General features: G+C 72.2%; 13 protein-coding genes. 2 read left to right on the plus strand and 11 right to left on the minus strand.

The features are described 5' to 3' along the window. Positions 1-8 precede the first annotated feature (8 nt). The 3 genes from R7226_RS20285 to R7226_RS20295 form a co-directional block, all read right to left on the minus strand. Positions 9-2,297 (minus strand): PhoX family protein, encoded by a 2,289-nt coding sequence (locus tag R7226_RS20285; RefSeq protein WP_318599133.1) that lies wholly within the window; start codon positions 2,295-2,297, stop codon positions 9-11. 77 nt (positions 2,298-2,374) lie between these two features. Beyond that, positions 2,375-4,198, minus strand: a complete 1,824-nt coding sequence (locus R7226_RS20290) for an AMP-dependent synthetase/ligase (protein WP_318599134.1) — start codon at positions 4,196-4,198, stop codon at positions 2,375-2,377. A gap of 85 nt (positions 4,199-4,283) precedes the next feature. Then, positions 4,284-5,216: an LLM class flavin-dependent oxidoreductase gene (locus R7226_RS20295; protein WP_318599135.1), complete on the minus strand. Its 933-nt coding sequence runs from the start codon at positions 5,214-5,216 to the stop codon at positions 4,284-4,286. Positions 5,217-5,313: 97 nt separating this feature from the next. Between R7226_RS20295 and R7226_RS20300 the strand changes: the two genes are divergently transcribed. Beyond that, positions 5,314-6,078, plus strand: a complete 765-nt coding sequence (locus R7226_RS20300; RefSeq protein ID WP_318599136.1) for a DeoR/GlpR family DNA-binding transcription regulator — start codon at positions 5,314-5,316, stop codon at positions 6,076-6,078. Next, entirely contained in the window at positions 6,075-6,773 is a 699-nt protein-coding gene (locus R7226_RS20305; RefSeq protein ID WP_318599137.1) for an HAD family hydrolase, read from the plus strand. The genes R7226_RS20300 and R7226_RS20305 overlap by 4 nt, the downstream gene beginning before the upstream one ends. A 3-nt stretch (positions 6,774-6,776) precedes the next feature. On the opposite strand, the gene R7226_RS20310 is transcribed toward R7226_RS20305, so the two are convergent. The 8 genes from R7226_RS20310 to tsf all read right to left on the minus strand — a co-directional run bounded on the left by R7226_RS20310 (position 6,777) and on the right by tsf (position 14,426). Then, on the minus strand, positions 6,777-7,868 hold the full coding sequence (locus tag R7226_RS20310) for a M50 family metallopeptidase (protein WP_318599138.1): 1,092 nt from the start codon (positions 7,866-7,868) through the stop codon (positions 6,777-6,779). After that, positions 7,865-9,022, minus strand: coding sequence for a 1-deoxy-D-xylulose-5-phosphate reductoisomerase (gene dxr / locus R7226_RS20315; protein WP_318599139.1), 1,158 nt, complete (start codon positions 9,020-9,022; stop codon positions 7,865-7,867). The genes R7226_RS20310 and dxr overlap by 4 nt, the downstream gene beginning before the upstream one ends. A 91-nt stretch (positions 9,023-9,113) precedes the next feature. Continuing rightward, on the minus strand, positions 9,114-10,679 hold the full coding sequence (locus R7226_RS20320) for an NHL repeat-containing protein (RefSeq protein WP_318599140.1): 1,566 nt from the start codon (positions 10,677-10,679) through the stop codon (positions 9,114-9,116). A gap of 91 nt (positions 10,680-10,770) precedes the next feature. Beyond that, positions 10,771-11,775 (minus strand): phosphatidate cytidylyltransferase, encoded by a 1,005-nt coding sequence (locus R7226_RS20325; RefSeq protein ID WP_318599141.1) that lies wholly within the window; start codon positions 11,773-11,775, stop codon positions 10,771-10,773. After that, on the minus strand, positions 11,772-12,488 hold the full coding sequence (uppS, locus tag R7226_RS20330) for a polyprenyl diphosphate synthase (RefSeq protein ID WP_318599142.1): 717 nt from the start codon (positions 12,486-12,488) through the stop codon (positions 11,772-11,774). The genes R7226_RS20325 and uppS overlap by 4 nt, the downstream gene beginning before the upstream one ends. A 6-nt stretch (positions 12,489-12,494) precedes the next feature. Next, complete coding sequence (gene frr / locus R7226_RS20335; protein ID WP_318599143.1) at positions 12,495-13,052, minus strand: ribosome recycling factor; 558 nt, start codon at positions 13,050-13,052, stop codon at positions 12,495-12,497. Further along, positions 13,049-13,789: a UMP kinase gene (pyrH, locus tag R7226_RS20340; RefSeq protein ID WP_318599144.1), complete on the minus strand. Its 741-nt coding sequence runs from the start codon at positions 13,787-13,789 to the stop codon at positions 13,049-13,051. The genes frr and pyrH overlap by 4 nt, the downstream gene beginning before the upstream one ends. Positions 13,790-13,829: 40 nt before the next feature. Beyond that, positions 13,830-14,426 (minus strand): translation elongation factor Ts, encoded by a 597-nt coding sequence (tsf, locus tag R7226_RS20345; RefSeq protein ID WP_318599145.1) that lies wholly within the window; start codon positions 14,424-14,426, stop codon positions 13,830-13,832. Positions 14,427-14,580: the final 154 nt, after the last annotated feature.

Here is a 14,580-nt window from a genome sequence, read left to right on the forward strand (position 1 = left end):
CCTGCTGCTCAGACCAGCTTCACGTTGCGCTTGACCGAGCTGCGGTTGCCGGCCGCGTCGCGCGCCTCGATCGTCAGCGTCGCCGTCACGTCCTTGCCTCTGAGCGCGCGGACGCGCAGCTTGCCGGCCGGCGACAGCTTCACCGCCAGCTCCGTTCTGCCGGCCTTCAGCGACTTCGTCGCGCGGCCGAGCACGACCAGCTTCTGCTTGCGTCTCGCTCTTCTGCCTCTGCCGACGAGCGTCGGCAGCTTCGCGCTCAGCACGAGCGTCGCTCTGACCGGCTCGTCGACCGTCAGCTCCAGCGGCAGCCCGCCGCGCAGCAGCTGCGCCTGCGCGCGCCGTCTCGGCACGTCGGCCACTCTCAGCCGCGGCTTGGCGCCGTCTCTGCCCGGCTCCGGCTGCGGTCTTCTGCCCTCCGGCGCCGGCGGGGGCGGCGGGATGACGTTCGGTCTTCTCTCCTCCGGCGGCGCGTTCGGCGGCAGCTTCGTGACGGCGACCAGCGACGGCAGCGGCGTCGACGGGTTCTGGCCGGTCGTCTTGTTGCCGGCCGGCCAGTACGAGGTGTACGTCGAGACGTCGCCGTAGACGCCTCTGGAAGCCGTCTCCTCGCCCGGGTGCTGCACGTTGACGAACAGCGTTCTCTCGTCGGGCGTGAAGTACGGCCCGGTGCCCTCGGACTCGGCGGGCATGTTCGCGAAGCGGAAGGCGATGCCGGCGTTCGGCCCGCTGCGCGGGATCATGAAGACGGCGTTGTTGAGGTGGTATCTGTACCATCTCGCCGCTCCCGGCGTGCCCGCCAGCGAGCCCGACGAGATGTCGGTGACGACCCAGAGGTTGCCCTCTCTGTCGAAGACGAGGTTGTCGCAGCTGGAGAAGCCGCGCTCGCCCGCAGGCTTGTCCTCACCGCGGTCGCCGCCGCCGGCGTAGTCGACCCATCTGAACTCGTTCGCTCTGCCGACCGCGGTCGGGTCGTTGCCGGCCTCGACGAGCTTGCGGATCGAGCCGTGGCGATCCTTGACACCCGAGTTGTTCGTGAAGGCGATGTAGACGGTGCCGTCGACGTCGACCTCGACGTCCTCGGGACGATTGGTCGCGAAGTGTCTGTTCCAGGCGCCGGCCTCCTCGGCCTCGACCGCTCTTCTGATGCGGACGTTGGTGTCCTCCAGCTCGGTCACGAGCACCTCGCGCCAGTAGCCGACGCCGCTGGTCGGGGTGATCGGCGTCGTGTCGCCGTCGACGGCGAACTCACGACGGCTGTGGTCGAAGGAGGCGATGTAGAGCGTGCCCTCCTCCAGGATCCGCAGGTTGTGCGCGCGGCGGCCCGGGATGAAGGGGCGGGTCGAGACGAACTTGTAGACGCCGGCGTTGGTGACGTCATCGCCCATGTAGAGCACGAATCTCTTGCCGTCGAGCGCGCGGAAGGCCGTGTTCTCGTGCCGGAAGCGGCCAAGCGCCGTGTGCTTGCGCGGCGTCCACGAGGCGTCGTACGGGTCGGTCTCGACGACCCAGCCGTACTTCGACCAGAGCGCGCTGTCGTACTCGGGGTCGAGTCTGTTCCAGCCGTACGCCGAGGTGGCCGGGTCGCTGCCGTAGTCCTGGAAGTTCTCCTCGCAGGAGAGCGCCGTGCCCCACGGCGTGATGCCGCCGGAGCAGTTGGCCAGCGAGCCCTTCGAGCTGGTGCCGACTCTCGGGTGGTTCGTCTCGTCCGCGAGCGGGCCGGTGTGCTCGCACTCCGGGTCCTTGCCGGTGATGCGGCGGTTGTACGGCGACGGCGAGACGATCTGCCACAGCCCCGCCGCGTCCTTCTTGACGTGCAGGACCGAGTTGCCGACCGAGTACTGCTCCAGCTCGAGCTGCGCGACGCTCTTGTCGGCACCTCTCGTGACGCCGTGCTGGAAGAACGGCGCCGGGTACTCGTGGTTGACGAACAGCAGGCCCTCGTCAGGCTTCCCTTCGAGCGGGAAGAAGGCGAGGAAGTCGTTGTTGTAGCCGAATCTCAGCTGCGTGCCGTCGGTGTTGGCGAAGCTGTCGCCGTACTTGATGACGACGTGGGCGCGGTAGCCCTCCGGCACCTCGAACGCGTCAGCGCTCGACGCGGCGACCGCTCTGAAGTCGGCGAAGGGAGTGGGCGCTCCCGCCGCGCGCGCGACGCTGTCGCCGAGCAGGTCGGAGACGCCGGGCGCCTCGAACAGCGAGGCGGCCGCGACCGTGCTCGCGCCGGCCGCGGCGACGCCGCGGATGAAGTGACGGCGGGTGGTGCCAGCAACCGCGTCGGTGGGGGTGGTGGGATCTGACATAGGGCCGCAACGTATGCGCGGCCCGTGGTCAGTTCGTTATCGGCCTGTGACCGTGGCGAGGTCGTTTTGTGACCGTCTCAATGCCCCTCGTACATCGCCTCGATCGCGGCGGCGTACTTGTCGCCGATCGGGCGGCGCTTGAGCTTCATCGTCGGGGTCAGCTCGTCGCCGCCGGGCAGCCAGTCGCCCTCCACGAGCGTGAAGCGCTTTATCTGCTCGACGCGCGACAGTCTCTCGTTCGCGCCGTCGATCGCCTGCTGCACCGCCGCGCGCACGCGCTCGTCGCGCGAGAGCGTCGCGAGGTCGGCGTCGTCGGCGATCCCCTGCTGCTTGGCCCACGCCGGGCCGAAGTCGGTGTCGAGCACGATCAGCGCCGTGTTGAAGGGCCGCGCGTCGCCGATCACACAGGCCTGGCCGATCAGCGGCGAGGAGCCCTTCAGCGTCGCCTCGATGTTCGCCGGCGACATGTTCTTGCCGGCGGCGTTGATGATCAGCTCCTTCTTGCGGTCGACGATCTTCACGTAGCCGTCGGCGTCGATCGTCGCGACGTCGCCGGTGTGCAGCCAGCCACCGGCGTCGATCGTCTCGGCCGTCTGCTCGGGCCGGTTGCGGTAGCCGCGCATCACGCAGGCGCCGCGCATCAGCAGCTCGCCGTCCTCGGCCAGTCTCAGCTCGACGCCGGGCGACGGCGGGCCGACCGAGCCGATCTTGATCGCGCCAGGGCGGTTGACGGTGCCGGCGCCGCAGGTCTCCGACATCCCCCACAGCTCGGCCAGCTCGATCCCGAGCGCATGGAAGAACTCGATCACGTCGGGCGGCGTCGGCGCGGCGCCGACGTTGACGGTGACGACCTCCGAGAGGCCGAGCATCGTGCGCAGGTTGCTGAAGATCGCCTCGTCTGCGGCGGCGACCGCCTGCTCCAGCTCGTCCGGCACCTCCGCCCCCTGCTGCAGCAGCGCGACCCGCTGTCGCGCGGCGGCGAGCGCGCCCTCGACTCTCGCGCGCGCCTCCTCCGGCTGCGCGGCGAGCATCGCCTCCAGGCCCGCCTTCAGCTTCTCCCACACGCGCGGGACGGCGAAGAACCAGTTCGGTCTCACCTGCGGCAGCGTCTGGATGATCGCTCTCGGGTCGGGCGAGGTGGTGATCGTCGCGGCGTAGACGACGGGGATGTAGTGGTGGGCGGCGCGCTCGGCGATGTGCGCGGCCGGCAGCCACGAGATCACACGCGCGCCCGGCGGCAGGCTGATCACCTCCTGCACGCTGTAGACCGCGCCGAGGATGTTGCGGTGGGCCAGCTCGACGCCCTTCGGCGGCCCGGTCGTCCCGGAGGTGTAGATCAGCGTCGCGACGTCGTCGGGCGTGACGGCGGCGAGCGCCGCGTCGACGTCGAACGACGGGTTGGAGCCCTCGACCTGGGCGAGCGACAGCAGGCCGTAGCCGGCGTCCTCGTCGGATTCCGGGTCGACGACGATCACGTGCTTGAGCTCCGGCAGCTCTCTGCGGGCGTCGAGCAGCCGCCCGAGGAAGGCCTGCTCGACGATCGCCACGCGCGCCCGCGCGTCGCCGACGACGTACTGGATCTGATCCGGCGAGGAGGTCAGGTAGATCGAGAACGGCGCCGCGCCAAGCGTGACGGCGGCGAGGTCGGCGATGTGGAACTCGGGCCGGTTGGAGAGCATCAGGGCGAGCGTGTCGCCGCGGCCGACGCCGAGCCGCGCAAGTCCGCCGGCGAGCGCGTCGACCCGCCCGCGCAGCTGCGACCAGGTCAGCGAGACGCTGTCGTCGAGCGTGCGGACCGCGACCAGGTCGGGATGCGCGGCGGCGGTGCGCCGCAGCGCCTCACCGAGGCTCGCCGCACCCACCGACGTGACCGTCGTGGGGTCGATCGTGCTGCCTTCCATCTCGTCCTCCTCCGCTGCCGTTGACGACCGCCGGGGCCGAGCAGACGCTACAGCGGATCTACCCCCGCCCGCCAGCGGCAACCGCTCAGCGCAGCACCGCGCCGGCGAACCGCTCCAGCTGCTCGCGCCAGTCGGCCCCCTGCGGCACGACGACGAGACGGCCGGTCCCGGCGGCGAGGAACCGCTCGACGGCGGCGGCGCAGCCCGGCCCGTCGCCGACGATCGCGAGGCGGTCGAGCGCGGCGTCGTCGAGCGGCTGCCCGGCGTCGAGGCCGGCTGCCGCGACCGGCCCCGGATAGCGGCCGGAGTCGCGCCAGGCGTTGACGGTCGGGCGCAGCGCGGCGCGGGCGCGCGCGGGATCGTCGTCGATCCGCATCCACGCGTAGACGACGGTGTCGAGCCTGCCGCCGGCCGTCCGTGCCCGCTCGACGGCGCCCGCGACGAAGCCCGGGCCACAGCCCTCCGCCAGCAGCGCGCCGTCGGCTTGCTCGGCGGCGAGCGCCAGCCCCTTCGGGCCGGTCGAGCCGACGAGCACCGTGGGCGCGACCGCCGGCGGATGGTCGAGCGCGACCGCCGCCTGATGGACGTGCTCGCCGTCGAGGTCGACGCGCTCGCCCGCGAGCAGCGCTCTGACGACCGTCACCGTCTCGAGCAGGGCGGCGAGGCGCTTCGGCGGCCGCGCCCCGATCTGCTCCATCCACTCGGCGACGCCGTGACCGAAGGTCGCCGTGAAGCGGCCGGGGTGGATCCGCGCCAGCGTCGCGATCTCCATCGCGGCGATCGCGGGATTGCGGACGGCGGCCGGCAGCAGGCCGACGCCGACCTCCAGCCGCTCGGTGACCGCGAGCGCGGTCGCCGCCATCGTCAGGCCGCCGGAGAGGAAGCAGTCCTCGACGACCCACAGGCTGTCGTAGCCGAGCCGCTCGGCCTGCACCGCCGCGGCGGGCAGGTCGGCGGCGTCCGCGTCCGCCGGGAAGACGGCGCCGATGCTTCGCGCCCCTTGCTCGTCTCGCTCCATCGCTCCCATCTCGCCTTCGTCCGCCTCGCGACGCCGTTGGCGCCGCTCTCTGCACAGCTTTGCAGATTTCTGCTGGTTCGTGCAGTATTCTGCGGATATGCCCGAGCTGCTGGCGGCTGAGCGCCGCGACCTGATCCTCGAAGCGCTGCGGCGCGAGCGCAAGCTGCAGGCGGCGACGCTCGCGACCCGCTTCGGCTGCTCGCAGGACACGATCCGGCGCGACCTCGACCAGCTCGCTGCCGAGGGGCTCGTCAAGCGCGTGCACGGTGGGGCGCTGCCGCTCGGCGGCGGCGACGCGCCGTTCGCCGAGCGCCGGGCGCGGCAGTCGCCGGCCAAGGACGCCGTCGCGCGCGCCGCCGCCGCGCTGATCCCCGACGACGCCGTCGTGCTGCTCGACGGCGGCACGACCTGCCTCAACGTGACCCGTCACCTGCCGGCGGCGCTGCGCACGACGATCTTCACGACCTCGCCGCCGGTCGCGGAGGCGCTCGCGAGCCATCCCGGCGTGCGCGTCGAGATGCTCGGCGGCCAGCTCAACCCGCGCACGCTGACGACCGTCGGCGCCACGACCGTCGCCGCGCTCGGCGCGCTGCGGCCCGACCTCTGCCTGCTCGGCCCGTGCGGTCTGCATCCGGAGGCGGGCGTCACGGTCGGCGATCCCGACGAGCGCGCGGTCAAGGCGGCGATGATCGCGGCCGCCGCCGAGACGGTCGCGCTCGCGACCAGCGACAAGCTCGGCATCGTCCTCCCCTACGTCGTCGCGGAGCTGACGCAGCTCGGCCGCCTCGTCGTCGAGCTGGACGCCGCCGACCCCGCGCTGGGTCCCTACACCGACCACGGCGTCGTCGTGGTGGCCGCATGACCACCGCCGTCACCTTCGACTTCTGGAACACGCTGATGGCAGAGCCGCCCGGGCTGCTGAAGCGGCTGCGGCGCGAGGCCGTCGTGGCGGCCGCCGCCGAGCTGGGCGGCGGGATCTCGGAGGCCGCGATCGACCGCGAGCTGGCCGCCGCCGGCGCCGCCCACGACCGCGCCTGGTCGACAGCGCGGCCGTTCGACCCGGCGGCTGAGGCCGCCCGCTTCGGCGCGGCGCTCTCACACAGAGATGGCGCCAGCCTCGCCGCCGCCTTCCTCGGCTCCTCGGCCGGCGCTCGCCTGACGCTCGCCGAGGGGATCGCGCCGGTCCTGCGCGCGCTGCGCGATCGCGGCGTCGCGCTCGCGATCGTCTGCGACGTCGGCCTGACGCCGTCCACCCTGCTGCGCGACGCGCTCGCGCGCGAGGGTCTGCTGGAGCTGTTCGGCGGCTGGGCCTTCTCCGACGAGGTCGGCTGCTTCAAGCCGGCGGCGGCGATCTTCCAGCACGCGCTCGACGCGCTCGGCGTCGGCGCCGCGGAGGCGGTCCACGTCGGCGACCTGCGCCGCACCGACGTCGCCGGCGCCCGCGCGCTCGGGATGGCGACGGTGCGCTACCGCGGCGTCGCCGACGACACCAGCGCCGCCGCCGACGCCGACCACGTGATCGACCGCCACGCGCAGCTCATTCCCCTGCTGGGGTGAGCCTCAGCGGCCGATGTCGCCGAGCGTGCCGTCGCCGATGCGGCCGATGTCGTTCGACAGGCCGATGAAGAACAGCATGATCACGAGCACGAAGCCGACGGCGCCGGCCTTCTCCATCACCGAGAACGGGACGGGCCGGCCGCCGCGGATCTTCTCGACCAGCGCCCAGAAGATGTGGCCGCCGTCGAGCGGCAGGAACGGGAAGAGGTTGATGATCGCCAGCGACAGCGAGATGATCGCGAGCACGTAGAGCGCGAGCGTCGTCGAGAACTCGAACGACTGCCGCAGCGTCTCGGAGGTGCCGACGACGCCGGACAGCTGCTCTCGCTCTCTCGCCTGGAACAGCTTGCCGAACGTCTCGACGGTGCGGGTCGTGACGTCCCACATGCCGGTCACCGCGACGCCGGAGGCGTCGACCGGGCCGACGTTGCGCGTCGCGTTCTCGTAGCTGAAGCCCAGCCGCGCCCGTTCGATCCCTCTCGTGCCGTCGTAGCGCGGCGTGATCTCGAACGTCTGCAGTCTGCCGTCGCGCTCGACGACCACCGTCGCGGGGGTCGCGGCCGCGCAGCCGTCGACCTGTCTGCCGGCGCATCTGTGCGTCGAGACCTGTCTGGCGATCGCGGCCGGGTCGCCTCTGACGCCGTCGACGCTGACGATCCTGTCGTTCGGCTGCAGGTACTGCGCGGCCGGCTGGCCGAGGTCCTGCTTGGAGACGACCGGCTGGTCGGTCGCCTGCCCGTTGGCGAGCAGCAGCGCCCAGATGATCAGGAAGGCGATCACGATGTTGACGAACGGACCCGCGGCGATCACGACGATCCGCTTCCAGACCGGCTGGCGGTAGTAGGCGCGCGGCGCGACCTCCTCCGGGATCTCCTCCGTCGGGTTCATGCCGGTGATGCGCACGTAGCCGCCGAGCGGCATCCAGCCGATCGCGTACTCGGTCTCGCCCTTCTGCACCTTCGCGAGCGGTCGGCCGAAGAACAGCGAGAACTTCTCGACGCGCATGCCGACGAGCTTCGCGGCCGTGAAGTGACCGAGCTCGTGCAGCACGATCAGGGCGCAGAAGCCTATGAAGGCGAGCAGGATCGCGGTCATGCCGTCGCCCGCTCCTCGATCAGCTCGTGCGCGGCGTCGCGCGCGGCGCGGTCGGCGCGGTAGAGCGTCTCGAACGCGTGGATCATGCCGGTCTCGACGGTGTTGAGCGCGTGCTCGATCACCTCGGCGATCTCGAGGAAGCGCAGCCTGCCGCCCAGGAAGGCGTGGACGGCGACCTCGTTGGCGGCGTTGAGCACGCACGGCGCGGTGCCGCCGGCGATCCCGACCTCGCGCGCCAGCCGCAGGCAGGCGAAGGTGTCGGTGTCGACCGCTTCGAAGGTCAGCGAGCCGACCGACGCGAGGTCGAGCGCTCTCAGCGGCACTTCGGCGCGCTCGGGGTAGTGCAGGCCGTAGGAGATCGGCACGCGCATGTCGGGGTAGCCGAGGTGCGCGAGCGTCGAGCCGTCGCACAGCTGGATCATGCTGTGGACGATCGACTGCGGGTGGACGACGACGTCGAGCCGCTCGTACGGCGTGCCGAAGAGGTGGTGCGCCTCGATCAGCTCGAGGCCCTTGTTCATCAGCGTCGCCGAGTCGATCGTGATCTTGCCGCCCATCGCCCAGGTCGGGTGGGCGAGCGCCTGCTCGACGGTCACGTCGCGCAGCTCGGCGGCCGTTCTGCCGCGGAAGGGGCCGCCGGAGGCGGTCAGCACGAGCTTGTCGACGGCGGCCGGGTCCTCCCCGGCCAGCAGCTGATGGAGCGCCGAGTGCTCGGAGTCGACGGGGATGATCTGGGCGCCGGTCGCCTCCGCGAGCTGGTTGACGAGCTCACCGCCGACGACGAGCGACTCCTTGTTGGCGAGCGCGAGGTCGATCCCCTCGCCGAGCGCGGCGACGGTCGGGCCGAGGCCGGCGGAGCCGACGAGCGCGTTCAGCACCAGGTCGGCCTCCGACTCGACGACCAGCCGCACGAGCCCCTCGGCGCCGTCGAGCACCTCGCCGTCGGTCCACGCCTCGGCGGCGCGGGCGGCGGCGTGCGGGTCGGCGAGCGCGATCCGGTCGACGCCGAAGGCGTTCGCCTGTTCGATCAGCGGCTCCCAGGAGGACTGGGCGGAGAGCCCGACCAGTTCGAGGTCCTCGGAGCGCGCGACGACGTCGAGCGCCTGCGTTCCGATCGACCCCGTCGAGCCGAGAATGAGCAGGCGGCGTGGCATCGGGTGGATTGTAGGCGGCCGGGGTTTCCGGCAGCTAAGCGGGCAGAACTCCGGCGTCCGTGCCGTCGTTCCGCCCGTCCCGCCCGTCCGTTCAGCGCCGAGGCGCCAGCGCGACCGCGAGCCGCGCCGGCTCCTGCCCCTCGCCGACGACGAGCGCGTCCGCGCGCAGCGTGCGGCCGGCGTGCAACGTCTTCCGCGCGGCCGCGGTCAGCTTCACCGCGACGGTGCGGCTGGCGCCGCCGGGGACGACCGCGGGCACGACCGTCGCGAGCGCGGCGTCGCCGCCGCGGCGCGTCAGCGTCGCGCGCGTCGCGCAGAAGCTGCCGAGCGCCGCGTCGCAGCGGACCTGCAGCCACGCGGTCGCGCCGCTGCGGGCGACGACCCGCCGCGGCCGGGCACCGCCGGCCGCCGGCTCGGGGACGGCCGCGAAGCGCAGCAGCCCCGCCTGCCCCGGCGCCTGCGACCAGCTGTCGTCGACGCTGCCCCAGACCGTTCCGCCCGCCGCGGCCGTCAGCGGCGACGGGAAACGTCTGTGCGCGCCGCGGCCCGCGAGCCGGTCGTCGAAGCTGCGCACCGTGCGCGTGCCGGGATCGGCGATCGCGACCGAGGTGTCGCCGATCGTCCACTCCGCCCGCCAGCCCGACGACGCGGCGCGGCTGAACCAGAGGCGGCCGTCGGCGTCGACGGTGGCGTGGTGGAGAGGGCGGCCGTCGGCAGCGGGATCGGGGATCGTGGTGACAGCACCGTCCGCGGCGCGCCGCACGAGCGCGGCGCCGTCCGTGCTCCAGGTGCTGCCGTCGCTGGTCGAGGCGGCGAGCAGCGTCGAGCTGCCGCGCACCAGCCTGCCGCCCGGGCCGATCCGCCCGCCGGCCGTGCCGACGAGACCGTAGGAGAGGCCGCCGTCGTCGCTGGGCAGCAGGACGACCGGCGCCGGCGAGACGTCCGCCCCGCCCCAGTTCTTGTCACCGCAAGCCGTCTCGACCGGCTTCGGCCGCCAGAGCCGCCGCGCGCCGTCGGCGGCGAACCGCTCGATCCGGCCGGCGCAGAGGTCGACGAGCCAGGTGCTGCCGTCGCCGCCGAAGGCGAGCCGTGGATCGCCGGAGGGGGTGGCGCAGCTCAAGCGGAACGAGCGCACGGCGCCGTCGAGGCCGACGCGCGTCGCCCGCTTGCAGGCGGCGACGCGCCAGACGGCGCCGTCGGGCGCAAGTCCGGCCTCCGTCGACGTGAACGGCGGCAGCGCTGTCGCGACCGGCGCCTCCGCGCCGCTGACCGTCGCCCGCTCGTAGTCGCTCGGATACGGCTTGTCGTCGGTGGCGTGGAGGTAGCCGAGCCGTCCGTCGTTCAACGTCGTGAGAGCCGTTCGCGGCCACTGCGCGAGCGCCGTCTCCGATTCGACGCCGCCGGCGCCGACGCGCTGGAGCCTGTTGCCGTCGGCGCCGCGGCGCAGCACCCACAGGCGCCCGTCGGGCGCGGCGGCAAGCGACGCCGCGCCGCCACCGTTGTCGATCCAGCTGATCGGGACGTCGGCGCCGCCCGTGGCAGGCGCCGGCGTCTCGCCGGCCGCCGTCGCCGCGCCCGGCGCGACGAGCGCCAGCAGTGCCAGTCCGATTCCGCGCAGCAGCGATCGCCGGCCGCGCGGCCGCAATTGATCCGTCATCGTCAGTTCAGCCCCTTCGGTTCCGTCCCTGGTTCACACGTTGAGACGTGCGGGGTGACGGTGAAGTTGCGCAGAAGGTGACGCGCCGGCGCTAGGCCAGTGCGTACCAGATGTAGTACCCGACGACCGCGGCGAACAGCGCCGCGTCGATGCGGTCGAGCGCGCCGCCGTGGGCGCCGAAGGCGCGGCCGGTGTCCTTCGTGCCGACGTCGCGCTTGATGAACGACTCGAACAGGTCGCCGATCGGGGCGGCGATCGCGACGCCGACGCCGAGCAGCAGCGCCTCTGTCGTGGACAGCCAATCTTGGTAGAGGCCGGCGCAGAAGACGGCCGCGACGGCCGCCAGCATGCCGATCACGAGCCCCTCGACGGTCTTGTTCGGCGAGATGCGCGGCGCGAGCTTGCGACGGCCGAACATGCGGCCGCCGAAGTAGGCGCCGGTGTCGCCGATGAAGGTGCCGACGAGCACGTCGATCACGATCGCGTTGCCGTGCGGCAGCTCGCGCAGCAGGACGGCGTGCGCGAGCGCGAAGCCGATCCAGTAGATGCCGAGGATCGTCGTCGCCATCGCCAGCGAGGCGTGCTCGCGCTCCGGCCCCAGCGCCGTCAGCACGAACAGCACCGGCACGATCGAGACGGCCGCCAGCAGGATGTGGAACTGGGTGCCGTAGAGCGCGGCCGCGAGCATCCCGGCGAGCGCGATGAAGCCCGCGACGGCGACCGGCTGGACCGGTCTCAGCATCTCGTACAGCTCGTGCATCGCGAGTATCCCGACGGCCAGCAGCGCCGCGGCCCATATCGGCCCACCGAAGGCGTTGACGGCGATCACCGCGATCGCGGCCGGGACAGCGACCGCGACGCGTCCGGGAAGATCCGAGCCGGGCTTGCGCGGCACGTCGCCGCCGGTCACGCCGGGGCCGCCGCGCCGTCGCCCGCGGCGCCCGCCGCCTCTGCCGCCGCGCCTGCCGCCGCGGCCGCGTCTGCCGCCGGTGCTGCTCTCCTCCGCCGCCTGCGCCCGTCGCGCCCGTGAGCGCGCGAGGCCGTCGTCGTCGTCGGCGAGCACGTCGAAGAACTCGCCGTCGCCGCCGCTGCTCATGTCGCCGTCCGTCCTCCGAAGCGGCGCGAGCGGGTCGCGTACTCGGCGAGCGTCTGCTCGAAGACGGCGCGGTCGAAGTCGGGCCACAGCTCGTCGCGCACGACGAACTCGGAGTAGGCGGTCTGCCAGACGAGGTAGTTCGACAGCCGCTGCTCTCCGCTGGTGCGGATCACGAGGTCGGGATCCTCCAGGTCGGGCGCGTAGAGGTGAGCGCGGAACTCCTCCTCGGTCGTGCCCGTGAAGCTGCGCGCGGCATCGACGATCTCCGCCCGCCCGCCGTAGTTGAACGGGATGAAGAAGGTGATTCTGTCGTTGCCGGCGGTCAGCTGCTCGGCCCACTCCATCTGCTCGACGATGTCGGGCGGGATCGGGTCGCCGCGGCGGCCGACGAAGCGCATCCGCACGCCCTCCTCGTGCAGCTCGGGCGTCTCGCGCTCGATGTACTCGCGGAACAGCTCCATCAGCCCCTCGACCTCGGCGGTCGCGCGCGACCAGTTCTCGGTCGAGAAGGCGTAGATCGCGAGCTGCTCGATCCCCAGCTCGACGGCGTCGCGCAGCCGCGCCTTGACGTTCTCGGCACCGGCGCGGTGGCCCTCGGTGACGTCGAGCCCGCGCTGCTCGGCCCAGCGCCCGTTTCCGTCGGTGATGATCGCGACGCGCCGGGCGCGCCGGTCGGAGTCGCTCTGGTCCCCTGCCACGTCGGCGAGCGCCACGAGGTCTCAGACCTCGAGGATCTCTTCTTCCTTGTGCTTCAGGAAGGTGTCGAGCTCGCCGACCTTCTCGTCGGTGAGCTTCTGCAGCTCGGCCTCGGCGCGATGCTCGTCGTCGGCGCCGACCTCGCCGGCGTCGCGCAGCTCGCGCAGGTCCTGCATCGTGTCGCGACGGGCGTTGCGGATGCCGATCCGGCCGTCCTCGGCGATGTTGCGCACCACCTTGACGAGCTGTCTGCGGCGCTCCTCGGTCAGCTCCGGGATCGACAGACGGATCACGTTGCCGTCGTTGTTCGGCGTGAGGCCGACGTCGGACTCCATGATCGCCTTCTCGATCGCCTTGATCGAGCTCTTGTCGAACGGCTGGACCGACAGCAGGCGCGCCTCCGGAGCGGAGATCGTCGCGAGCTGCTTCAGCGGCGTCGAAGCGCCGTAGTACTCGACCATCACGCGGTCGAGCAGCGCCGGCGTGGCGCGGCCGGTCCGCACCGAGCCGAACTCGTGGCGGGTCGACTCGACAGCCTTCCCCATGCGCTCGCGCGCGTCCTGCAGCAGCTCTTCGATCATGTCCTCACCAGGGTCCCGACTCGATCCCCGCAAACTATCCGATCGATGTTGCGCTCGTCGCCCATGTTGAAGACGACGATCGGCAGTCTGTTCTCCATGCACAGCGTCAGCGCGGTCGAGTCCATCACGCGCAGGCGCTTCTCGATCGCCTCCATGTGGGTGATCTCCGGGATGAACTCGGCGTCCGGATCGGTCGCCGGGTCGGCGCTGTAGACGCCCTCGACCCCGTTCTTCGCCATCAGGATGATCTCGGCGTGCATCTCGATCGCGCGCAGCGCGGCCGCGGTGTCCGTCGTGAAGAACGGGTTGCCGGTGCCGGCCGCGAAGATCACGATCCTCTGCTTCTCGAGGTGGCGCATCGCGCGACGACGGATGTACGGCTCGGCGACCTCGGAGATCGCTATCGCCGACTGCACGCGCGTCTGCACGTGCTGCTTCTCGAGCGCGTCCTGCAGCGCGAGCGCGTTGAGGACGGTCGCGAGCATGCCCATGTAGTCGCCGGTCGCGCGATCCATGCCCGACGCCTGCGCGGCCAGGCCGCGGTAGATGTTGCCGCCGCCGACGACGACGGCGACCTCGACCCCGCGCTCGTGGATCGACGCCAGCTGGCGCGCGATCGCGGCGATCTTCTCCGGGTCGAGGCCGTAGTCGAGCGAGCCCATGAGGGACTCGCCCGACACCTTCACGAGGACGCGTCTGTACGCGGCGTCCGTGCCGTCGGCTGGCGCCGAAGGCATTGTGGGATCGGCTGGCGCCGATCCCACGCCGTGAGGGGGCTCAGTCGCCAACGGCGAACCGCGAGAAGCGGCGGATGACGACGTTCTCGCCGGTTCTCTGGGAGAGCGCGGTGCGGATCTCCTCGATCGAACGGCCCTCGTACTTGTCCGTGTTCACATGCGCCTGGCGCAGCAGCACGACGTCCTTCAGCCACGAGTCGATCTTGCCCTGGACGATTCTCGGGCGGATCTGCTCGGGCTTGTCGGCGTACTGCTCCTCGGCGATGCGGCGCTCGCGCTCGACGTCCTCGGCCGGGACGCCGTCGTCGTCGACCGAGACGGGAGCCGCGGCCGCGATGTGCAGCGCGAGGTCCTTCGCGAAGCCGACGAAGTCGTCGTTGCGGGCGACGAAGTCGGTCTCGCAGTCGACCTCGACGAGCACGCCGATCTTGCCGTTGGCGTGGATGTAGGACTGCACGGTGCCCTCAGAGGTGCCGCGGTCGCCGCGCTTCTCGGCCTTCGCCATGCCCTTGATGCGCAGCGCCTCGATCGCCTTCTCGACGTCGCCGTCAGCCTCGACGAGGGCCTTCTTGCAGTCCATCATGCCGGCGCCGGTGCGTTCGCGCAGCGCCTTCACGTCCTGGGCGGAAATGCTCATGCGGTGGGCTCCTCCCCGGAGCCGGAGTCGTTCGTGGTGGTTCTGTCGGCGGCCGGCGCCTCGGCGGGCGCGGCCTCGGCCGGAGCGGCCGGCGTCTCGGCGGGCGCGGCGGCCTCGGCCGGCGCGGCCTCGGCGGGAGCGGCCTCGGCGGGGG

The organism is Conexibacter stalactiti (genome assembly GCF_033542075.1).
In the GTDB taxonomy this organism is placed as follows: Bacteria; Actinomycetota; Thermoleophilia; order Solirubrobacterales; family Solirubrobacteraceae; genus Conexibacter; species Conexibacter stalactiti.